This is a genomic window from Nocardioides jensenii JCM 1364 = NBRC 14755 (assembly GCF_001552535.1).
Taxonomy (GTDB): domain Bacteria; phylum Actinomycetota; class Actinomycetes; order Propionibacteriales; family Nocardioidaceae; genus Nocardioides; species Nocardioides jensenii.
Genome location: NZ_BCRJ01000045.1, coordinates 1 through 20,634 on the forward strand (window position 1 = coordinate 1; position 20,634 = coordinate 20,634).

20 protein-coding genes are annotated in these 20,634 nt (G+C 69.6%); 5 read left to right on the forward strand and 15 right to left on the reverse strand.

Annotated features, from left to right (window positions below):
- Window positions 1-258: 258 nt before the first annotated feature.
- From NJ4_RS10965 to argC, 13 genes are all read right to left on the reverse strand, one after another.
- Window positions 259-1,317 (reverse strand): alpha-hydroxy acid oxidase, encoded by a 1,059-nt coding sequence (locus tag NJ4_RS10965; protein WP_067434419.1) that lies wholly within the window; start codon window positions 1,315-1,317, stop codon window positions 259-261.
- 13 nt (window positions 1,318-1,330) lie between these two features.
- Window positions 1,331-2,605: a tyrosine--tRNA ligase gene (tyrS, locus tag NJ4_RS10970; RefSeq protein ID WP_067434423.1), complete on the reverse strand. Its 1,275-nt coding sequence runs from the start codon at window positions 2,603-2,605 to the stop codon at window positions 1,331-1,333.
- A gap of 78 nt (window positions 2,606-2,683) precedes the next feature.
- The gene (locus NJ4_RS10975) at window positions 2,684-4,036 is read right to left on the reverse strand and encodes a serine hydrolase domain-containing protein (RefSeq protein ID WP_067434426.1); all 1,353 of its coding nucleotides are present in this window, start codon (window positions 4,034-4,036) and stop codon (window positions 2,684-2,686) included.
- Window positions 4,033-4,674, reverse strand: coding sequence for an FMN-binding negative transcriptional regulator (locus tag NJ4_RS10980; RefSeq protein ID WP_067434429.1), 642 nt, complete (start codon window positions 4,672-4,674; stop codon window positions 4,033-4,035). Before NJ4_RS10980 ends, NJ4_RS10975 begins: the two co-directional genes overlap by 4 nt.
- A gap of 101 nt (window positions 4,675-4,775) precedes the next feature.
- Window positions 4,776-5,372: a DNA-3-methyladenine glycosylase gene (locus tag NJ4_RS10985; RefSeq protein WP_067434432.1), complete on the reverse strand. Its 597-nt coding sequence runs from the start codon at window positions 5,370-5,372 to the stop codon at window positions 4,776-4,778.
- Window positions 5,373-5,387: 15 nt separating this feature from the next.
- A complete protein-coding gene (gene argH / locus NJ4_RS10990; RefSeq protein WP_067434435.1) occupies window positions 5,388-6,818 on the reverse strand; it encodes an argininosuccinate lyase in 1,431 nt (476 codons plus the stop codon).
- Window positions 6,819-6,854: 36 nt separating this feature from the next.
- Entirely contained in the window at window positions 6,855-7,376 is a 522-nt protein-coding gene (locus NJ4_RS10995; RefSeq protein WP_067434438.1) for an arginine repressor, read from the reverse strand.
- Window positions 7,373-8,296 (reverse strand): ornithine carbamoyltransferase, encoded by a 924-nt coding sequence (gene argF, locus NJ4_RS11000; protein ID WP_067434440.1) that lies wholly within the window; start codon window positions 8,294-8,296, stop codon window positions 7,373-7,375. Before argF ends, NJ4_RS10995 begins: the two co-directional genes overlap by 4 nt.
- On the reverse strand, window positions 8,293-9,492 hold the full coding sequence (locus tag NJ4_RS11005; RefSeq protein WP_067434443.1) for an acetylornithine transaminase: 1,200 nt from the start codon (window positions 9,490-9,492) through the stop codon (window positions 8,293-8,295). The genes argF and NJ4_RS11005 overlap by 4 nt, the downstream gene beginning before the upstream one ends.
- Window positions 9,492-10,427, reverse strand: a complete 936-nt coding sequence (gene argB, locus NJ4_RS11010; RefSeq protein ID WP_067434446.1) for an acetylglutamate kinase — start codon at window positions 10,425-10,427, stop codon at window positions 9,492-9,494. Before argB ends, NJ4_RS11005 begins: the two co-directional genes overlap by 1 nt.
- Entirely contained in the window at window positions 10,424-11,575 is a 1,152-nt protein-coding gene (gene argJ, locus NJ4_RS11015; protein ID WP_067434449.1) for a bifunctional glutamate N-acetyltransferase/amino-acid acetyltransferase ArgJ, read from the reverse strand. The genes argB and argJ overlap by 4 nt, the downstream gene beginning before the upstream one ends.
- Window positions 11,572-12,018: an ACT domain-containing protein gene (locus NJ4_RS11020; RefSeq protein WP_067434452.1), complete on the reverse strand. Its 447-nt coding sequence runs from the start codon at window positions 12,016-12,018 to the stop codon at window positions 11,572-11,574. Before NJ4_RS11020 ends, argJ begins: the two co-directional genes overlap by 4 nt.
- Window positions 12,019-12,050: 32 nt before the next feature.
- Window positions 12,051-13,091 (reverse strand): N-acetyl-gamma-glutamyl-phosphate reductase, encoded by a 1,041-nt coding sequence (gene argC / locus NJ4_RS11025; RefSeq protein ID WP_067434455.1) that lies wholly within the window; start codon window positions 13,089-13,091, stop codon window positions 12,051-12,053.
- A 184-nt stretch (window positions 13,092-13,275) separates the two neighbouring features.
- Here argC and NJ4_RS11030 point away from each other — a divergent pair, with 184 nt between their 5' ends.
- From NJ4_RS11030 to NJ4_RS11040, 3 genes are all read left to right on the forward strand, one after another.
- A complete protein-coding gene (locus NJ4_RS11030) occupies window positions 13,276-14,070 on the forward strand; it encodes a maleylpyruvate isomerase family mycothiol-dependent enzyme (RefSeq protein ID WP_067434458.1) in 795 nt (264 codons plus the stop codon).
- A gap of 11 nt (window positions 14,071-14,081) precedes the next feature.
- Complete coding sequence (locus NJ4_RS11035; RefSeq protein WP_067434461.1) at window positions 14,082-14,561, forward strand: DinB family protein; 480 nt, start codon at window positions 14,082-14,084, stop codon at window positions 14,559-14,561.
- Between the two features lie 375 nt (window positions 14,562-14,936).
- Window positions 14,937-15,452 carry a GNAT family N-acetyltransferase gene (locus tag NJ4_RS11040; RefSeq protein ID WP_067434464.1) on the forward strand — a complete coding sequence of 172 codons (516 nt, stop codon included), beginning with the start codon at window positions 14,937-14,939 and terminating at the stop codon, window positions 15,450-15,452.
- Window positions 15,453-15,490: 38 nt separating this feature from the next.
- On the opposite strand, the gene NJ4_RS11045 is transcribed toward NJ4_RS11040, so the two are convergent.
- The gene (locus NJ4_RS11045; protein ID WP_067434467.1) at window positions 15,491-16,018 is read right to left on the reverse strand and encodes a gamma carbonic anhydrase family protein; all 528 of its coding nucleotides are present in this window, start codon (window positions 16,016-16,018) and stop codon (window positions 15,491-15,493) included.
- A gap of 93 nt (window positions 16,019-16,111) precedes the next feature.
- On the opposite strand from NJ4_RS11045, the gene NJ4_RS11050 reads away from it, so the two are divergent.
- Window positions 16,112-17,146 carry an ATP-binding cassette domain-containing protein gene (locus NJ4_RS11050; protein ID WP_067434471.1) on the forward strand — a complete coding sequence of 345 codons (1,035 nt, stop codon included), beginning with the start codon at window positions 16,112-16,114 and terminating at the stop codon, window positions 17,144-17,146.
- On the forward strand, window positions 17,143-17,982 hold the full coding sequence (locus NJ4_RS11055) for an ABC transporter permease (RefSeq protein ID WP_067434474.1): 840 nt from the start codon (window positions 17,143-17,145) through the stop codon (window positions 17,980-17,982). Before NJ4_RS11050 ends, NJ4_RS11055 begins: the two co-directional genes overlap by 4 nt.
- Window positions 17,983-17,995: 13 nt before the next feature.
- Here NJ4_RS11055 and NJ4_RS11060 read toward each other — a convergent pair.
- On the reverse strand, window positions 17,996-20,634 hold a 2,639-nt coding region (locus tag NJ4_RS11060; RefSeq protein WP_067434476.1), incomplete at its 5' end, for an ATP-binding protein.

Consider the following 20,634-nt stretch of genomic DNA (forward strand, 5'->3'; position numbering starts at 1 on the left):
GATTCCCGCCTGGTCAAACCGGGCGGATCCTGCTCCAGCTCCTGACATGACGATTCGAACGAACCCGGATCCAGTCGCCTTGCGACAGACTGGAACCGTCTCGTTCGAGACGTAGATCAGGGGTGGCCGCCCGGTCCGGAGCCTCGCCTCTCGGCTTTGCTTCCGGCGCTCGCTGGCGACAAAGAGAACATTATGCGAGGGCGAATGGAGGGTCAAATCGAGGTGACGTGACGCCGAGCACACCGACGTTTGTGCAGGTCAGAGCGGTTTCGCGTGCTGCCGCACGATCATCGGAGCATCCGCGGGGGTGCTGAGACCGGCCAGACGCATCGCCTCGACCAGGTCTCTCGTCAGCAGTTCGTGCATGCGGGAAACCCCCGACTCCCCGCCGACGAGTGCCCACAAAGGCAGTCTCCCCAGGAACACCAGGTCCGCACCCAGCGCAAGTGCAGCCAGGATGTCCAGCGCGCAACGCACTCCCCCGTCGACGTACACCTGCGCATCCCCGGTGGCTCGCACGGCGCGCACCACGTCGGAGAGCGCATCGGCAGTTGCCACGGCTCGATCCAGCTGGCGCCCACCGTGGTTGGAGACCCAGATGGCCGAGGCCCCGGCCGCCACGCACGCACGCGCGTCATCGGGATGCAGGACACCCTTGACCACCACCGGCAGCCCGGTGACGTCACGGATCCAGGCGATGTCATCCGGGCCGAGGTCAGTCGCCTTCGTGGCCGCCGCTTCGGGATCGGGGCCGTCCGCGAAGTTGATCCGGAGCATTGACGGTTCGATGACGTCCCACACGCGCGGTGCCTCGTCGTACTTCGTGGCGACGACCGGGGTGTCGACGGTGAGCACCACGGCCTCGGCGCCTGCCTCGACCGCCCGTGCGAGCAAGGGCTCGGCGAGCGCACGTTGCTGCGGTAGGTAGGCCTGCAGCCACCATCGCACCCCGGTGTCGCGGATCTCGTCGAAGGAGGTGCCGGCGTTGCTCGAGACCACCATCAGGGATCCGGCGACCGCCGTGGCGCGGGCCATGGCCAGCTCGCCGTCGGGATGGGCGGCTCGCTGCAGAGTGGTGGGAGCGACGCCGAAGGGAACCGCGAGCTCGCCGCCGATGACCCGTGTTGCGAGGTCCACGCGACGTACGTCGCGCAGCACCCGGGGCAGGAAGCGGATCGCCGGCCAGGAACCGGGCGCCTCCGACGCCGTGCGACCGGCGCCAGATCCGTGCTCGAAATAGCGGAAGACCGGGGCGGGCAACTTGCTGCGGGCAGCCTCCTCGAGGCCCTCCAACCAGCGTCCGTCCACCCCGGTCATGGGATCGGGCCGATCAGGCCAGCGCCTCGACGCCGGCCATCGTCTTCTTGCCACGACGCAGCACCAGCCACGTGCCGCCGATGAAGTCGCGCTCGGTGGGGACGTAGTCGGGGTCCTCGATGCGCTCGTTGTTGAGGTAGGCGCCCCCCTCCTTGATGGTGCGCCGGGCATCGCCGTTGCTCGAGGCCAGCCCGGATGACACCAGGAGCGCCACCACGTCGGGGGTGCCGGCCGAACGCGGGAACGACGTCGACCCCGCCTCGCGCAACGCGGCCGACAGGGTGGATCCGCTCAACGCGTGCAGATCACCCCGGCCGAAGAGCGCACCGGCCGCGGCCTTGGCCTGTTCCGTCTCGGTCTCGCCGTGCACCAGAGTGGTCACCGCGTCGGCGAGCGCCTTCTGACCCGCGCGGAGAAACGGCTTCTCGGCGGTCTGCGCCTCGAGGTCCTCGATCTCCGTGCGGCTGAGGAAGGTGAAGACCCGGAGCAGCTCGCCGACCTTCTCGTCCTCCACGTTGAGCCAGAACTGGTGGAAGGCGTAGGGCGACATCATCGTCGGGTCGAGCCAGAGCGCACCGCCCTCGGTCTTGCCGTACTTGGTGCCGTCGGCCTTGGTCATCAACGGTGTGGCGATGGCGTGGGCCTTGTCGCCCGTGGTCCGGCGGATCAGCTCGACGCCCGCGGTGAGGTTGCCCCATTGGTCGGAGCCACCGAACTGCAGCGTCACGCCGTGGTCGCGGAAGAGGTTGAGGAAGTCCATCGACTGCAGCAGGACGTAGGAGAACTCGGTGTAGCTGATGCCGGAGTCGAGACGCGACCTCACCACGTCACGGGCCAGCATGCGGTTCACCGGGAAGTGCTTGCCGATGTCGCGAAGGAACTCGATCACCGACATCGACGCGGTCCAGTCGTAGTTGTTGACCATCGTCGCGCCGTTCTTGCCCTCGAAGGAGAGGAAGGGCTCGATCTGGGAGCGGACCCGTTGGACCCACTCCTTGACCGTGTCCAGCGAGTTCATCACCCGCTCCCCCGACTCCTTGGGGTCGCCGATGGTGCCGGTGGCTCCGCCGACCAGTGCGTACGGCGTGTGCCCGGCCAGCTGCAGCCGCTTGGCGGTGAGGATCTGCACCAAGTGGCCCATGTGCAGCGAGGGCGCGGTCGGGTCGAAGCCCACGTAGAACTTCACGCTCCCCTCGGACAGCGCGTCGCGCAGCGCATCCGGATCCGTCGAGTTCGCGATCAGGCCGCGCCACTCAAGATCGTCGAGGAGGTTCGGGTCGGTGGACAACGTGGTTCCTTCCGGGGAATTCAGTGGGTGGTGCGGGGTCAAGCCTGCCGCATCACCGGTGCGTGCGGGAATCGGGTTTCAGTCGTCGGTCAACCACTCACCGAAGGCCAGGGGCTCGCGGGTGACGAGGTACGTCGCCCAGTTCATCTGATGCACCTGTCCGGACGGGTCCCGCGTGACCCGGAGCAGCTCGCCGGTCTCACGACCGGACTCGGTGCGGTAGAGGTCGTCACCGATGCGCACGAAGACCGCTGGAGGTTTGTGGGCAGGCGCCCCGGGAACGTGGGCCTCGAGCCGGCCCGCGCGCACCACGAAGTCGAACGGCCCGCCCTCGGAGTACCAGCGCCCGATGATGCCGGCGTACTCGTCAGGCACCACGGTGCCGGGCAGCCACGGGATCGGTGGTTTTGGATCATGGTCGATCACCTGATCGGCCAGGGAGACCGCGAGCAACGCCGGGTCGGGGGCCGAGGTGGAGTTCATCAACACCAGGCCGCCCGTTCCGCTCTCGCGATGAGTGAACACGGCGCTGATGTGGCCAGGCATGCCGCCGGTGTGGCCCACGAAGACGCGGTCACCGCTGCGACGCAGCATGAACCCCAGCCCGAAGGCGAGGGTCCAACGCTGCAGGTCGGCCATGATCTGCGGCTGCACCATCTCCTCGAACGTGTCCGGATGCAGCACGTCCTCGACAGGATCGGCAATGAACGACGACCAGAGGGCCAGGTCGTTGGCAGTGCTGGCCAGACCACCGCAGGCGGCCATCGCCTTGAAGTCGAAGGTGGGCTCCGGGACGGGTACGTCGTGAAAGGGTGGCACGTAGTAGCCCTGCGCCGCGTCGAGCCTGAGACCAAGTGTCGTGCGATCCATGCCGAGCGGGCGGAGGATGCGGGTCTGGACCGAGTCGAACCACTCCCGGCCGTCCAGCCTGGCGATCACCTCGCCGAGCATCGCGTAGACGAGATTGGAGTAGTGCCAGCGATGGTGCGGCCGCAGCACGCGCTCCGCCTCGGCGAAGCCCCGGACCAGCTCGTCACGGTCGGGCTGCTCGAGGGTCTCCCACACGTCGGTGACCGGCTCGCGTTGCATGCCCGAGACGTGGGCGAGCATCTGCCGGATGCTCAGTCCCGGATGGCCGCACTCGGGGATGAACCGATCGAGGGTGTCGTCGAGATCGAGCTTGCCCTCGTCGCGCAGCGCCATGATCACCACGGCCGTGAAGGTCTTGCTGTTCGAGGCGATCAGGAACTGCTGGTCGAGCGTGGGTGGCACTCCCGGGCGGGCCACGTCGGCCGTTCCGACGCCCTCACCCCACACCAACCGCCCGTCGCGGACCACGCCGCCGACGATGCCCGGCACCCGCCCCGAGGACTGTTTCTCGGCGACGGTGCGGCGAAGACAATCCGAGGTCTCCGGCTTGAGGCTGCTCACTCCTCAACCCCGGCCTCGGGGCGCTGGGTGCCCTCCAGGAGCCGGGCGCGGGCCGCCTGGTCGCCCGCCTGGTTGCGACGCGCCAGGCTCTCGGCGATGTCCAGGCGTTGTTCGACCGGCTTGTTGCCGCCGTACTTCTGCTTCGCGCGCACGTCATCGATCCAGATCCGTACGCCGCGGATGCCGGGCAGCTGTCGTCGGTCCGACTCGACGTCAATGCCGGGCGTGACCCGGGTCGAACCGTCCGGCTCTAAGTGCGCCAGCTGACGGGCGAGGATCGCCGCCTTCTCGGCCGGGTCGTCGACGACTGTCGCCCGTCCACGCAGCTGCAGTGCCGTGTAGTAGGACGTGGGCACGCCGAGGTCGGGGTCGGTTCCGGGCTCTGCGTTCATCGATGCGTCGACGTAGACGTAGTCGCCGATGAGTCCCATCACGACGCGGTCGTCGGCCTCCAGGGCGCGCCAGACCGGATTGGGTCGGGCCAGGTGCAGGAGCACCTCGTCGCCCTCGACCACGAAGTGGGTGGGCACGATCACCGGCCAGCCGTCGACCTGACCGACCGTGATCAGCTGGCCGAAGTCGTGGGCAGGGACCAGGGCGTGCCAGTCGTCGACGGCATCCCACGGATGGATCAGCATGCCGCCATTCTTCCTCACGCGTGATCGCTGCGGGGGTGGCGCCCGGAACTAACGACGGGTCGACGCGAACTCACGACGGGTCGACGCGAACTCACGACGGGTCAGCGGGGTTTGGCGGGGCGGTACGCCGACACGGTCGGCTCGCCGGAAAGCCAGAACCGCCACGCCCAGTCCGGCGCCTGGCGCAGGCCGACCCTGGGGCCGGTGCTGATCTCGCGGGTTCCGCCGCCACCGTTCGCCGGTGCGGTGGTCGGCATCGACAGGCGGATCGGACCGGAGGACAGGTCGGCACCGTCGTCGTCGAGAGCTATGCCCAGGGCACGGCACAGCCGCGCCGGTCCTCGGGCGAGATCTCGGTCCGAGCTCTTGGGACGACGGGATCGGGCCGTCTCGATGCCGTCGATCACCTCGCCGGCACGCAACAGCACGGCGCCGGCTCTCCCCTCCTCGCGACACACCACGTTGCAGCACACGTGCATGCCGTAGGTGAAGTAGCAGTAGAGATGACCGGGTGACCCGAACATCACCTGGTTGCGCTTCGTCGGCCCCCGATAGGCATGCGAACCGGGATCGTCTGCCCCGTCGTACGCCTCGACCTCGGTGAGTCGCAGGGAGACCCCGGCGTGGCTCAGCACGGCACCGAGCAGCAGCGGTGCCACGTCGACTGGTGGCCCCGCGAGGACGTCGAGGCCGGTCATCGGCTGGACCCGCCCTCAGGAGCCGGCGAGGCGCTCGCGGTGCGCCGCGGCGACGGAGCCCAGCTCGTCGAGCTGTTCCGCGACTCGTTCGGGGGCGGTGCCGCCGCGTCCGTTGCGGGATGCGACGGAGCCGGCCGCGGTGAGCACGTCGCGGACGCCGGCGGTGAGGTTCTCGTCGACCTCGGCGAACTCGGCGTCCGTGAGCTCGTGCAGCTCGATGCCCCGCTCCTCGCACCGGCGTACGCAGGCTCCGGCGACCTCGTGGGCGATCCGGAACGGCACGCCCTCGCGCACCAGCCACTCGGCGATGTCAGTGGCCAGTGAGAAGCCCTGCGGTGCCAGCTCGGCCATCCGTTCGGTGTTGAAGGTGAGGGTGGCGATCATGCCGGTGAAGGCCGGCAGGAGCACCTCGAGGGTGTCGACGGAGTCGAAGACCGGCTCCTTGTCCTCCTGCAGGTCACGGTTGTAGGCCAGCGGCAGCGCCTTCAGCGTGGCCAGCAGCCCGCTCACGTTGCCGATCAGCCGGCCGGCCTTGCCCCGCGCCAGCTCGGCGATGTCGGGGTTCTTCTTCTGCGGCATGATGCTCGACCCGGTGGACCACGAGTCGTGCAGCTTCACGAACTCGAACTCCCGGGTCGACCAGAGGATGACCTCTTCGGCCAGCCGGCTGACGTCGACGCCGATCATCGCCGTGACGAAGGCGAACTCCGCGACGAAGTCGCGCGAGGCGGTGCCGTCGATGGAGTTGGCCGTCGAGCCGGTGAAGCCGAGCTCGGCGCCGACCTGCTCCGGGTCGAGGCCCAGGCTCTGCCCGGCCAGCGCACCCGAGCCGTACGGCGAGTCCGCGGCGACGCGGGCGTCCCAGTCACGCAGCCGTTCGACGTCACGCAGCAACGGCCACGCGTGCGCCAGGAGGTGGTGGGAGAGCAGCACCGGTTGGGCGTGCTGCAGGTGGGTGCGGCCGGGCATGATCGCGCCGAGGTGGTGGCGAGCCTGGGTCTCGAGGGCCTCGACGAGGTCGAGCACCTGGCCGGCCACGACCGTCGCGTGGTCGCGCAGGAACACCTTGAACAGGGTGGCGATCTGGTCGTTGCGAGAACGCCCGGCACGCAGGCGACCGCCCACGTCGGGACCGACCTCGTCGAGCAGGAGCCGCTCCAGGGCGCCGTGCACGTCTTCGTCGGAGGGGTCCGGCTGCAACTCGCCCGCGGTGAACCTCTCCCCCAGCTTGTCGATGCCGCGCAGCAGCTCGGCGTGGTCGGCGTCGGTGAGCAGCCCGGCGGCGTGCAGCACGTTGGCATGGGCCCGAGACCCGGCCAGGTCGTACGGCGTCAGCCGCCAGTCGAAGTGTGTGGAGCGCGACAGGGCATCGAGCTCGGGGCTCGGGCCGCCGGCGAAGCGTCCGCCCCAGAGCTTGCCGGTGTTGGTGGTGCTGTTCTCGGTCACGGGGTCCTTCGTATCAGTCGTGCGGGAGCGCGCTGGTCACGCCGTGCGCGGGTCGTTGGCGAAGCCCAGGAAGCGTTGTGCCAGTGCGTCTCCGCCGGTGGGGGTGCGGCCGATCACCAGGACGGTGTCGTCGCCGGCGATGGTGCCGAGCACGTCGCCGATCTCGGCCTTGTCGAACGCGGAGGCCAGGAACTGTGCCGCACCGGGCGGCGTACGCAGGATCACCAGGTTGGCGCTGGCCTCGGCGCTGACCAGCAGCTCCGAGCACAGCCTGGCCAGGCGCGCGTTGGCGGCCGAGCTGTCGCCCGGCGCCGACGGCGTGCGGTCGCCGCCCTCGGCGGGAACCGCGTAGACCAGCCCTCCGTCGCGGGCACGAACCTTGACCGCGTCGAGCTCGACCAGGTCACGGGAGAGGGTGGCCTGGGTGGCGTGCACCCCGCGTGCGGCCAGGAACTCGGCCAGCTCGACCTGCGACTTCACCTCATGGTGGGAGAGGAGGTCGATGATCAGCTGCTGCCGAGCGTTCTTGGTCAGCGGCGTGAGCGCCTGGTCGTTCATCGTCGGGCCTCCAGCCAGGTCATCACGGCCTTCTGCGCGTGGCGCCTGTTCTCGGCCTCGTCCCACACCACGCTGTCGGCTCCGTCGATGAACCCGGCCTCGATCTCCTTGCCACGGTAGGCCGGCAGGCAGTGCATGGCGATCGCATCGGGCTTGGCCCCGCTCATCAGCTCGGTGGTCAGCGAGTACGGCGCGAGGACGGCCAGGCGATCGGTGGACTCGGACTCCTTGCCCATCGAGACCCAGGTGTCGGTGATCACGATGTCCGCGCCGGCGACGGCCGCCACCGGATCGCGTTCGAGCCCGACCGACCCTCCGGTCTCGGCGGCGATCTTCGCGGCCTGGCCGACCATCGCGGCGCTCGGCTCGTAGCCCTCCGGCGAGCTGACCACCACGTGCATGCCGGCGGTGGCACCGGCCAGCAGCCACGAGTTGCCCATGTTGCAGGCGCCGTCGCCGACGAACGTGGCCCGTAGCCCGACCAGCGACCCCTTCCGCTCGATCACCGTGAGCAGGTCGGCCAGCAGCTGGCAGGGGTGGAAGTCGTCGCTGAGCGCGTTGATCACCGGTACGTCGGCCCAGGTGGCCATCGTCTCCAGCTTGTGGTGGTCGTTCGTGCGCCACACGATCTGGCTGACCTGGCGGCCCAGCACGCGGGCCACGTCCTCGACCGACTCACGGACGCCGATCTGCGCCAGGTCACCGTTGATGATGAGCGGGTTGCCGCCGAGCTCGGCGATGCCGGCCGAGAACGACGCCTGGGTGCGCAGGGTCGGCTTGTCGAAGATCATCGCCACGGTCCGTGGCCCGGTCAGTGGCTTGTGCGTGAAGGGCTCGGCCTTGAGCTCGGCAGCCAGCGCCAGCACCTCGGCCTGCTCGGCCGGGGTGAGGTCGTCGTCGCGGAGCAGGTGGCGGGTCATGACGGGGACTCCACGCCGGCCGCATCGAGGATGGCGGGCCAGGCGGCGAGAAACGCCTCGACGTCGGGGTCGCTCAGCACCAGCGGCGGGGCCAGGCGGATCCGGTTCGGGGTGGGGTTGTTGATGATGAACCCCTGCTCCAACGCGGCCGCGGTGACCTCGGCGGACGCGTCAGCACAGAGGTCGAGGCCGATCAGCAGACCCCTGCCCCGCACCTCGGTGACCCGCGGGTCCGCGGCCACGCCGTCGCGCAGTCGCGCGCCGACGGTCGTGGCCCGTTGCAGCAGGTCGTCCTTCTCGATCACGTGGAGCACCGCGAGTGCAGCCGCGGTGGCGACCGGGTTGCCACCGAACGTGGTGCCGTGGTTGCCGGGCTCGAGCAGATCGGCGGCCGAGCCGAGCGCGATGGTGGCGCCGATCGGGATGCCGCCGCCGAGCCCCTTGGCCAGCGTGATCAGGTCGGGAGTGACCCCCGACTCGGTGTAGGCGAACCAAGCACCCGTCCGGGCGATGCCGGTCTGGATCTCGTCGAACCACAGCAGCGCGCCGTGCTCGGTCGTGATCTCACGTGCCCGGGCGAGGTAGCCCTGGGGCGGCACGTTCACGCCGGCCTCACCCTGGAGGGGCTCGAGCAGCACCGCGGCGGTCTCGTCGGTGACTGCTGCGGCCAACGCGTCGGCGTCGCCGTACGGCACGAAGGTCACATTGCCCGGCAACGGTTCGAAAGGTGCCCGGTAGGCCTCCTTGGCGGTCAGTGCCAGGGCACCCATGGTCCGACCGTGGAAGGCGTTCTCGGCGACCACGACGTGGGTGCGGCCGGTACGCCGGGTCAGCTTGAACGCCGCCTCGTTGGCCTCGGTGCCGGAGTTGGAGAAGAACACCTTCGCACCGGGGGCTCCGCCCCCCGTGGACTCGACGACCAGCTCGATGAGCTTCTCGGCGAGCTCGATCTGGGGACGGCTGGCGAAGAAGTTCGACACGTGTCCCAGTGTCTTGAGCTGGTCGGTCACCGCCTCGACCAGCGCCGGGTGTCCGTGACCGAGGGCGTTCACGGCGATGCCGCCGAGCAGGTCGACGTACTCCTTGCCGTGCTCGTCCCACACGTGGGCACCCTCGCCTCGGGTCAGCACGAGCTTCGGCGGGCCGAAGGTGTTCATCAGGGAGGCGGCGTAGCGCTCGGGCCAGGTGGCGGTCATCAGGACTCCTTCACGACGGGAGGGTTCTTGGCCTGCCGGATCACGATGTCGACCCCGGGCAGCACCTGGGTGCCGATGCCCTCATCGGTGAAGAGCTCCAGGAGGACGGCGTGCGGCTCGCGGCCGTCGACGACGGTGGCCCGCTTGACGCCGTCACGCACGGCCTGCAGGCAGGCCTGCATCTTCGGGACCATCCCGCTGGCCAGGGAGGGCATGAGCTCCTCCAACCCCTCGGGGCTGATCTGGCCGATCACGTCAGAGCTGTTCGGCCAGTCGCGATAGAGGCCTTCGACGTCGGTGAGCACGAGCAGCTTCTCGGCACCGAGAGCCGAGGCCAGGGCGGCGGCAGCGGTGTCAGCGTTGACGTTGTGGACCAGACCGGCCTCGTCGGGCGCGACACTGGAGATGACCGGCACACGGCCGGCCTCGACCAGGTCGAGCACCGACTCGGGGCGCACACGGGCCACCTCGCCGACGAGCCCGAGGTCGACCTCTTCTCCGTCGACGATGGTGTTGGTGGGCTCGGCGGTGAACAGGCCGGCGTCCTCACCGGAGAGGCCCACCGCGATCGGACCGTGCTGGTTGACCAAACCGACCAGCTCACGCTGCACCTGGCCGACGAGCACCATGCGGACGACGTCCATCGCCTCGGGGGTGGTCACCCGGAGGCCGCCGCGGAACTCGGACTTGATGTCGAGCCGGTCGAGCATCTTGGAGATCTGCGGGCCGCCGCCGTGCACGACGACGGGCTTGAACCCGGCGAAGCGGAGGAAGGCGATGTCTTCGGCGAACGCCTTCTTCAGCACGTCGTCGGTCATCGCGTTGCCGCCGTACTTGATGACGACGATCTTGTTGTTGTAGGTCTTCAGCCAGGGCAGGGCACCCGCGAGGGTGGCTGCCTTCACTGCTTCCGGGGTCTGCTCGTGGTCGCTCATGAGGAGTACGCGCTGTTCTCGTGGACGTAGGCGTGGGTGAGGTCGTTGGTCCACACCGTGGCCCGGGCGTCGCCGGACTTGAGGTCGATGGTGACCGTGACGTCGCGACCGGTCAGGTCGACCCCGGCCGGGTCCTCGGCGGGAGTGCTCTTGCGGCAGACCCACACGCCGTTCATCGCGACGTCGAGGTCGGCCGGGTCGAAGGCAGCCTGCGTCGTGCCGAGACTGGCCAGCACCCGGCCCCAGTTGGGGTCGTTGCCGAACACGGCGGCCTTGAACAGGTTGCTGCGAGCGACCGAGCGGCCTGCCTCGACGGCCTCGTCCTCGGAGGCGGCGTTGAGCACGGTGATCGCGATCTCGTGATCGGCGCCCTCGGCGTCCTTGAGCAGCTGCATGGCCAGGTCGGTGCACGCCTGGGTCAGCGCATCGGTGAAGTCGTCGAGCGGCGGGGTGATGCCCGAGGCTCCGCTGGCCATCACCGTGACGGTGTCGTTGGTGCTCATGCAACCGTCGGAGTCGAGGCGGTCGAAGCTGACCCGGGTCGCGGCCCTCAGTGCCTGGTCGAGGTCGGCCGCCGGGACGACAGCGTCCGTGGTGAGCACGACGAGCATCGTGGCCAGTTGCGGGGCCAGCATGCCGGCGCCCTTGGCCATGCCGCCGATCTTCCAACCGGCGCCCTCGATGACGACCTTCTTGCTGACGCTGTCGGTGGTCATGATCGCCTCGGCGGCGTCGGCACCCCCGTCGGCGGACAGCGCCGCGTGGGCGGCATCGACACCGTCGAGCAGGTTCTGGCGCGGGTTGGCCAGGCCGATCAGACCGGTGGAGCAGACCACGACGTCACCGGCACCGATGTCGAGCTTGCCGGCGACCTGCTCGGCGACGGCGTGGGTGGTCTGGAAGCCCTCGGCGCCGGTGTAGCAGTTGGCGCCGCCGGAGTTGAGGACGACGGCGCGGACGACGCCGTCCTTGACGACCTCCTGGCTCCACAGGATCGGGTTCGCCTTGCAGCGGTTGGCGGTGAAGACGGAGGCGGAGTCGAAGGTGGGGCCCTGGTTGACGACGAGCGCCAGATCCTTGGCTCCGGTGGACTTGAGGCCGGCGGCGACGCCGGCAGCGGTGAATCCCTGGGGTGCGGTGACAGTCATTTCTTCTTGCTCTTTCGGGGAGGGGTGACGGGGACGGCGACGGCAACGGTGTGCCCCTGTCGTCGCCATGCCTCGGCAGCCTCGTCGGCCTTGCCCTGAGGAACCAGGATCCAGTCGGTGTCGAAGGTCGAGATCGTGAAGACGCTGATCTTCGCCTCGGCCAGCGGCTGCAGCAGCGAGACCAGGACGCCGTACAGCTCGAAGTCGATCGGGCCCTTGACTGCGAACGCGGTGAACGGCTTCTGACTCACCACCTTGGTGGGCACGCTGCGCGTGGCACACACCAGCGAGGTCTCTGTCGCGGTTGCGGTGATCGAGAAGAGGGACGACGCCTCGGCCCAGTCGGGCACCTCGGCTCCGGGCGCCAGTCGTACGACGGCCAGCTTCTCGGGGAACTGCTGGAGGGTGAAGGTCTTTGCTCCGTCGGTTGCTTCTGTGCTCACTGCGTCACTCGCTCTGTCATTGTTCGCTTCGCTCACGGTGCAAGTCCGATCGTCGGTAGTCCGGTGGTTTCCTCGAGGCCGAGCGCAAGGTTCATGCACTGTACGGCGGCTCCGGCGGTGCCCTTGGCCAGGTTGTCGACGGCACCGACCGCGATCAGACGCCCGGCCGCCTCGTCGACGGTGACCTGCACGTGCACGGTGTTGGACCCGATCACCGACTTCGTCTGCGGCCACATGCCCTCGGGGAGCACGTGCACGAACGGCTCGTCGGCGTACGCCTCGGTGTAGAGGGCGTAGGCCTGCTCCGCAGTGAGGTCGCCAGCGAGCGGTGCCGAGACCGTGGCCAGGATGCCCCTCGGCATCGGCACCAGCATCGGGGTGAAGCTCACCTTCACCTCGGCGTCGGTGAGCAGGTTGAGGTTCTGGATGATCTCGGGGGTGTGTCGGTGCACTCCGCCGACGCCGTAGGCGCTGGCGTTGCCCATCACCTCGCTGCCGAGGAGGTGCGTCTTGGCGGCCTTGCCGGCGCCCGTGGTGCCGCTGGCGGCGACCACGACGATGTCGGGCGTGATCACACCGGCACTGACGGCGGGGGCGATGGTGAGCGTGGAGACCGTCGGGTAGCAGCCGGGCACGGCGATGCGGCGGGCTCCGCGCAGGTGCTCGCGCTGCTGGGCCAGCTCGGGAATCCCGTAGGGCCAGGAGCCGGCGTGCGTGCCGCCGTAGAACTTCTCCCAGAGGTCTGAGTCGGTCAGCCGGAAGTCGGCACCGCAGTCGATGACGACGACGTCGTCACCGAGCGCGTTGGCGACCTCGGCGGACGCGCCGTGTGGCAGGCCGAGGAAGACCACGTCGTGCCCGGCCAGCACCTCGGGTGTCGTGGCCTCGAGCGTGCGGTCGGCCAGCGGCACGAGGTGCGGTTGGAGGCGCCCGAAGGACTCCCCCGCGTTGGAGCCGCCGGTGAGCGCTCCGATCTCGACGTTCGGATGAGCCAGCAGCAGACGGAGGACTTCGCCACCCGCATAGCCACTGGCTCCGGCAACTGCGACGGAGATCTTGTCGGACATGTGCATGACTATACACAGTCATGCATGATCTCGCATCACGAGCCGGCGGTCACCGTCCTGCCGACACCACCATGCCCGCTTCGCCCAAGCTTCCCCCAGTCGCCGGTCTCGCATGCCGAGACCTGCAGGTGGCGAAACCATCGAGGAAACCCGCTTTTCCACGGTGCAAGGTGCCCCTAGGTTTGACGCCATGACGAGACTCTCGCACGACGCCTACCTGCAACATCTCCGCACCGAGTCCGCGCGATTCAGAGAGGTGCTCACAGCCGCGGACCCGGCTGCCAGGGTGCCGGCCTGTCCCGACTGGGAGGCCGCCGACCTGCTCTGGCACCTCACCGGAGTGCAGCACTTCTGGTCGCGCATCGTCAGTGAGCGGCCGACCGGGCCGGAGGCCTTCGAGGAGCCGGAGCGTCCCACGTCGTACGCCGACCTGCTGGCCGCGTACGACGCCGCCTCCGCCGGGCTCGTGGGCGCCCTCGAGCAGGCCGACCCGAAGGAGACAGCCTGGACGTGGTCGCCCGAGCAGACCGTCGGCTTCACCTTCCGCCGGCAGGCCCACGAGGCGCTGATCCACCGCCTGGACGCAGAGCAGGCCACCGGCCAGGTCACCGCCCTGGATCCCCGACTGGCCGCCGACGGGGTGCAGGAGGCGCTGGACGTCATGTTCGGCGGCACCCCGGCGTGGGGCACGTTCACGCCGGGTGAGGGCATCGTGCGCGTCGACTCGATCGACACCGACCACCACGTGTGGGTGCGGCTGGGACGGTTCACCGGCACCGACCCCGACGACGGCACGTCGTACGACGAGGACGACATCGACGTGATCGACGACCCCGGCGCGGAACCCGATGCGGTGATCTCCGGCACTGCGGCAGACCTCGACGCCTGGCTGTGGCGGCGTGGCACCGACGACGGCATCACCGTCGCCGGGGACCGGTCGACGTACGAGCAGTTCCGTGCCTGCATCAACCAGCCGATCGACTGATGGAGGGCCGAATGAACGAGGTGCTGAGCGTCGGCCCCGAGCGGGCCATGCTGATCAACATGCTCGACCTGAACCGCGAATCACTGATCGAGTGCGTCGAGGGGCTCACCGAAGAGGAGGCACGGCGTCGACTGGTGCCTTCACTCACCACGCCGCTGGCCCTGCTCAAGCACGTCGCCTGCGCCGAGCGCAGCTGGTTCCAACGGCGGGTGGCGGCCTTGCCGGACGACCAGTGGGACGGCTACGCGCACGGCGACGACGCCAGCTTCGAGGTTGCAGAGGACGACACGATCGGGTCACTCGTGGCCGACCTGCGTCGTGCCGCAGAGCGCAGCAGGGAGATCGCGGACCCACTCGACCTCGACTTCACCACGGAGCACCCGGCCTACGGTGACGTCTCCCTTCGCTGGATCTATCTCCACATGATTCGCGAAGTGGCTCGGCATGCCGGGCACGCCGACATCCTGCGCGAGCAGATCGAGGCGTCCTGACCCACCAGACGGGGCTTGGCGGGGCCACCGCGGAACTGCCGGGCTCCGCGCCCGCTGTCACTCCTGGACCCGATCGACCTCAGAACTCGGGCGTGCTCGAGCGGCTGGGCGTGAAGGGATCTTCGGTCTCGCTCATCTGCCACGGCGGCAGGTCGGTGGGGTCATAGGAGGGGTCGAGCCAGGGCAGGTCACGGTTCAGCTCGTTGACCGCGATCGTCTCGGCGATCTGTTGCCGCAGCTTCTCCCGCCGCGACGGCCTCGGTGGACCAGGATCATCGGGCAGCCCCGTGCCATCAGGTGGACCCTCACCGCCGACGTCGTCGGGTGAGCCGGTGACGCCACCCGGGGTCAGCTCGGCGAAGCTAGGGTGTCGGAGTGACCACCGTCCGACTCCGCCCCGTGCGCCACGACGACATTCCGCTGCTGAGTGCGGGGGAACCGGCCGACGACCCGTTCGGCTTCTACGGTTTCACCGCCGCCAACGCGCTTGAGCGAGCGTTCGCCGCCAACGGTCTGATCAGCGATGACCAAGGCACTCTGGCCGTCGAGGACGACCAGGGAGTCCTCGCCGGTCACGTCGGTTGGTTCGCCGTTCAACACGGGCCTGCCAGCACGGCACGGGCCCTCAACGTCGGCATCGCGTTGCTGCCACAGCATCGTGGCCGTGGGCTCGGCACGGCTGCCCAGGTGGCCCTCGCGGCGTATTTGTTCGAGAACACCCTCATCGAGCGACTTGAAGCGGGGACCGACGCGGACAACATCGCCGAGCAGCGAGCACTGGAACGATCAGGATTCCACCGTGAGGGCATCGCGCGGCACGCCCAGTTCCGCACCGGCCGGTGGCGCGACCTCGTCATCTACAGCCGACTACGCGGCGATCCCGCGCCCTAGAGCCAGCGGGCCGAGCCGTGGCCCGCGCCATCTCGGCGTCAGTCGACCTCGGTGATGCCAGCGCGATGACGCTGCGCGAGCTCGGCGTAGTACGGCGGGTTGGCCTGCACCCAGAACTCCGCGGACGTGCCGGCGAGTGGCTTCTTCACCTGCGCCGGCGACCCGGCGGAAAGGACGCCGTCGGGGATCTGGGTGCCCGGGGTGACCAGCGAGCCGGCCGCCACCATCGATCCGGCACCCAGCGAGGTGCCGTCGAGCATGGTGCTGCTGTTGCCGAGCAGGGCCTTCTCCCCCAGTGTCGCGGAATGTACGACGCACGTGTGCGCCACGGTGGCGCCCGCCCCGATCTCCACCACGGAGTCGGGGGTGCCGTGGAGCACCGAGTTGTCCTGGATGTTGGCGCCCTCGCGCACCACGATCCGGCAGCAGTCGGCGCGCAGCACCGCGCCGTACCAGACACTGGCGCCCTTCTCGACGACCACGTCGCCGATCAAGGTGGCTGTCGGTGCGATGAACGCCTCGGGGTGGACCTCGGGTCGCTTGCCTTCGAACTCGAACAGGGGCATGACCGCAGGCTAGCGCGGACGGTTTCGTCAGACGGGCGCCGGTGATACCGGGGCGAAGCCGTGGTGAAACCGCCCGGGGCCACGCTGTGCGACATGAACCTCACACCTGACACCACCAGCACCCCGGCCCGTCCGACCGACGTCGCCGTGCAGGCGTCCGGCCTGGTGAAGGTCTTCGGCGACAACCGCGCCGTGGACAGCATCGACCTCGACGTCCGCCGTGGCGAGATCTACGGCGTGCTCGGCCCCAACGGTGCCGGCAAGACGACCACACTCATGATGCTCGCCACCCTCCTCCGCATGGACGGCGGCGAGGCCAGCATCTTCGGCGTCGACGTACGCCGCGAACCTCACATCATCCGCCAGCTCATCGGCGTGACCGGGCAGTACGCCTCGGTCGACGAGAACCTGACCGCCCGCGAGAACCTCTGGCTCTTCGGCCGGTTGATGGGCCTCGGCTCCGCCGAGTCGAAACGTCGGGCCCTGGACCTGCTCGAGCAGTTCGGCCTGGAGGAGGCGGCCAACCGTCCGATCTCCGCCTTCTCCGGGGGCATGCGACGGCGCCTCGACCTGGCCGCCAGCCTGATCACCCGCCCGCCGCTGATCTTCCTCGACGAGCCCACCACCGGGCTCGACCCGCGCACCCGCGGACAGATGTGGCAGACCATCCGCGACCTCGTCGCCGACGGGTGCACGGTGCTGCTCACCACGCAGTATCTCGACGAGGCCGACCAGCTCGCCGACCGCATCGCCGTGATCGACCGGGGACGGATGGTCGCCGAGGGCACCACCGACCACCTCAAGGGCTCGGTCGGCCAGTCCAGCCTGCACCTGCAGGTGAGCGACCACGAACACATCGGCCGCGCCGCCGGTCTGGTCGAGCAGATCCTCGGATCCGTGCCGGTGCTCACCCCCGAGGCCGGCACCATCACCGCCCCACTGGACAACACCGGCCGGACCGCCGACGTACTCGTCGCGCTGCGTGACGCCGACATCTCCGTCGCGTCAGTCGCGATGCACAAGCCCACCCTCGACGAGGTGTTCCTGGCCCTGACCGGTCACGCCACCGAGGACGGCTCCCCCGCACCCGACAGCACTGACTACCAGGAACTGGAGGTCGCCCGATGACCACCCTGACCGCTGCAGAGACCCGCGCCCCCGTCCACTCCGCCGACCCCGCAGCCGGCCTGCAGTCCCGGCTCTCGCTGGGCACCACGCTGAGCCACACGTTCACCATGGCGTGGCGGGCCCTGAAGAAGATGCGTCGCAACCCGGAGCAGTTCATGGACGTGACGCTCCAGCCGCTGCTGTTCACCGCGATGTTCGCCTACGTGTTCGGCGGCGCCATCTCGGGCGATGTCTCCACCTACCTGCCCGCGCTGATCCCCGGCATGCTGGCGATGGGCTCACTGACTGCGTGCATGGCGACCGGCGTCCAGCTGCGCGAGGACATGGACAAGGGAGTCTTCGACCGGTTCCGCGCCCTGCCCATCGCCCGCATCGCACCCCTGGCCGGCCCGATGGTCGCTGACCTGGTTCGCTACGCCCTGGCCGGCAGCCTCACCTTCATCATGGGCGTGATCATGGGCTACCGCCCCGGTGGCGGCTTCGGCGGTTCGATCGCCGCAATCGCCCTGGTCATGGTCTGCGGCTGGTCGATGGCCTGGATCTTCACCTGGATCGGCACGTGGGCCCGCAGCGCGAGCAGCGTGCAGGGCATCTCGATGATGTTCCTGTTCCCGCTGACCTTCCTGTCCAACGCCTTCGTGCCCGCCGACACGCTCCCCGACTGGCTGCACGCCTTCTCCAACGTGAACCCGGTCTCGCACGTGGTCACCGCGACCCGCTCGCTGGCCAACGACGGGGCTCTCACTGCCGAGGTGGGGTGGTCCCTGATCGCCTGCGCCGTCGTCGTCGCAATCTTCGCCCCGCTGTCGGTCCGGTCCTACAAGCGCTCGATGTGATCTCGGGCGAGGCTCACAGCTCCGCGGCCAGGCCCAGCGCCCGGTCGCGGAGCTGCTCCGCGTCCAGACCGGCGAGCGCTTCCCGCGCGGTGGCCAAGAGAGCCGGATCGACCAATGCTTCGGCGTGGGACCAGGCCACGCTCGGCAGGGTCTGGTTGTAGCCGAACGCCCGACCCAGCGCGACGAGGTCGGCAGCCGTCTGGGCATCGCCCGCCGCCGACTCCCACAACCCGATCGCGAACAAGATGGTGCCGGCGATCGGGTAGTCCATGAAGTCGTGGTCGCCGCGCAGCACCGGGAGCAGCCGCGTGACCAGGTCGGACCGAAAGGTCCCGGCCTCCTCGGCGCGGCCGTGCACCACGTGGGCGGCCAGCCGCACGGCCTCCGGGTAGAGGATCCACGGCTCGAACTCAGGGAGTACGACGACCCCGGGCGGCTGCCACTCCCGGAGCATCGTGATCGTGGCGGTGTAGGTGGCAAGCCCCTCGTCGACGTCACCGCGGGCCAGCGCCAGCTCGGCGCGCACATTGCCGATCACGGAGCCACTCGGCCAGGCCTGGGAAGGCTGGTGGCGCCGATCGAGCTCGGCGATCCGTTCGGTGGCCCGGGCCAGCTTGTCATCGGCCAGGTCGGCCAGCGCGAGTGCCGCGATCATCATCTCGGTGTCGACACTGTGCAGTCGCTCCAGGACCGGCAGTGCCAGCAGGGCATGCCCGGCAGCCTCGCGGGTGCGGCCGATGTTGGCCAGCAAGTTGGTCATCTGACTGTGCAGGTTCGCCGTCATCCACGGACCCTCGTCGTCACCGCACAGGTCGAGCGCACGCTGGAGATGGACGATCGCCCCGGCCGCATCGCCCTCGTTCTCGGCGAGGTGGCTGGCCAGGGCAGAGGCCATGAACACGGTGTGCGGGTCCGGGCTCTCGAGGAGCCAGGTGATGCTGCTCGATGATGGCGGGGACTGGGTCGTCGAGATCTGTACCGACTCGAAGAAGTGCACCAGGACGTCGATGAAGGCACGCAGTCGCGGATGCTGGATTCGCGGCCGCAGCCGGGTCAGGGCAGCGAGCGCACGCTGCTCGGTCTGCGGGGCCAGCAGGAGTGCGTGCATGGCACATCCGACCAGTGCCCACCCGGTGACATCGACCAGGTCGTCGTCCGGGACGAAGTCCGGCAGGAGCTGCTCGACCTGCGCGGCCACCGCCAGCACCTGGAGATTGCTCCCGCAGACCACCCAGAACCCGGTCAGCGTCGACATCAGGATCGCCGTGGTGGGCGCGTCCTCCCGGGCCAGGGCGGCGCGCAGCACGGCGGTGAGGTTGGCCTCCTCGACGGCGAGCCGGTCCACCACGTCGATCTGGTCGACACCGAAGAGCCCGACTCCCGCCTCCAGGCACGTCGTACGAGCCCAGGCGACCAGGGCGGCGTCGGCGACCGCGGTCTCGTCGAGGCGGTCGAGCTCACGGCGTCCGAACTCGCGCACCGTCTCGAGCATGCGGTAGCGCAACGTTCCCTGCTCGGGTACGTCGACCACGGAGAGCAGGGACTGGTCGACCAGGGTGGCCAGCAGGCCCCACGCGTCGTCGATGCCGAGCACCGTCGACGCGGAGTCCAAGGAGAAGCCGTCGTGAAAGACCGACAGACGGCGCAGGGCGGCTCGTTCGGGCTCACCGAGCAGCTGCCACGACCAGTCGATCACCGACAACAGGGTGCGGTGCCGTTCGGGGACGTCCCTGCGGCCGCCGGACAGCAAGGCGAACCGGTCGGCGAGACGTCGGTCGATCTCGGCGATCGACATGGCCCGGACCCGGGCAGCGGCCAGCTCGATGGCCAGGGGTACGCCGTCCAGCCGGCGAACGAGCGCGGCCACCAGGGGCTCGTCGATCTCCAGGCCCGGGCGGGCGGCGACGGCTCGCTCCACGAACAGCTCGACGCCGGCCGCCTCGGTGAGCGCCGGCAGCAGGTGCACCCGTTCGGCGGCGATGCTCAGCGGTGAGCGGCTGGTGGCCAGGACCCGGAGGTCGCGGGTGCGGGCCGCGAGCACCGCGACCACGTCGGCCACGGCATCGACCACCTGCTCGCAGTTGTCGAGGATCAACAGCGTCGGCACGCCCTCGAGCTGGGTCACCACCCGGGTGCTCAGGTCGGCCCGTGCCTCCGCGGAGGCCGGGCGCACGTTGACGTTCGAGTCGCGCACCGACAGGGCGGCCGCGATCTCGGGGAGCACACCGGCCGGGTCGGTGACGGCGGCCAGCTCGACGAAGTGCACCACCGGCTGCGCGGCCCGGTGCCCCACCTCGTGGGCGAGGGTCGTCTTCCCGAGGCCACCGGCGCCCACGATCGTCACCACGCGGGAGGCGGCCAGGAGCCCGGTGATCGCCTCCACCTCGCCGTCGCGTCCGATCAGGTGGGCCGGGCCGAAGCGGAGTCCCTCACGCACGGGATGGTCGTGCGCCAGCAGCTCGCGGTGCACGGCCTGCAGGTCCGGCCCGGGATCGGCGCCGGTCCGCTCACGCAGGTCGGCCTGGCGGGCGGAGTACCGGGTCAGGGCAGCGGACGTGCCCCGGACCTCGGCTTCGCTCCGCAACAGGGCTGCCAGGACGGTCTCGTCGTCAGGGTGGCGGGCGTCTGCGCCCTCCAGCCACTCGAGTGCGT

Coding starts and splice junctions, on each gene's coding strand:
- NJ4_RS10965 (WP_067434419.1), bottom strand. CDS start 1,317: ATGACCGGGGTGGACGGACGCTGGTTGGAGGGCCTCGAGGAGGCTGCC.
- NJ4_RS10980 (WP_067434429.1), bottom strand. CDS start 4,674: ATGCTGATCCATCCGTGGGATGCCGTCGACGACTGGCACGCCCTGGTC.
- NJ4_RS10985 (WP_067434432.1), bottom strand. CDS start 5,372: ATGACCGGCCTCGACGTCCTCGCGGGGCCACCAGTCGACGTGGCACCG.
- NJ4_RS10995 (WP_067434438.1), bottom strand. CDS start 7,376: ATGAACGACCAGGCGCTCACGCCGCTGACCAAGAACGCTCGGCAGCAG.
- argF (WP_067434440.1), bottom strand. CDS start 8,296: ATGACCCGCCACCTGCTCCGCGACGACGACCTCACCCCGGCCGAGCAG.
- NJ4_RS11005 (WP_067434443.1), bottom strand. CDS start 9,492: ATGACCGCCACCTGGCCCGAGCGCTACGCCGCCTCCCTGATGAACACC.
- argB (WP_067434446.1), bottom strand. CDS start 10,427: ATGAGCGACCACGAGCAGACCCCGGAAGCAGTGAAGGCAGCCACCCTC.
- argJ (WP_067434449.1), bottom strand. CDS start 11,575: ATGACTGTCACCGCACCCCAGGGATTCACCGCTGCCGGCGTCGCCGCC.
- argC (WP_067434455.1), bottom strand. CDS start 13,091: ATGCACATGTCCGACAAGATCTCCGTCGCAGTTGCCGGAGCCAGTGGC.
- NJ4_RS11030 (WP_067434458.1), top strand. CDS start 13,276: ATGACGAGACTCTCGCACGACGCCTACCTGCAACATCTCCGCACCGAG.
- NJ4_RS11035 (WP_067434461.1), top strand. CDS start 14,082: ATGAACGAGGTGCTGAGCGTCGGCCCCGAGCGGGCCATGCTGATCAAC.
- NJ4_RS11045 (WP_067434467.1), bottom strand. CDS start 16,018: ATGCCCCTGTTCGAGTTCGAAGGCAAGCGACCCGAGGTCCACCCCGAG.
- NJ4_RS11050 (WP_067434471.1), top strand. CDS start 16,112: ATGAACCTCACACCTGACACCACCAGCACCCCGGCCCGTCCGACCGAC.
- NJ4_RS11055 (WP_067434474.1), top strand. CDS start 17,143: ATGACCACCCTGACCGCTGCAGAGACCCGCGCCCCCGTCCACTCCGCC.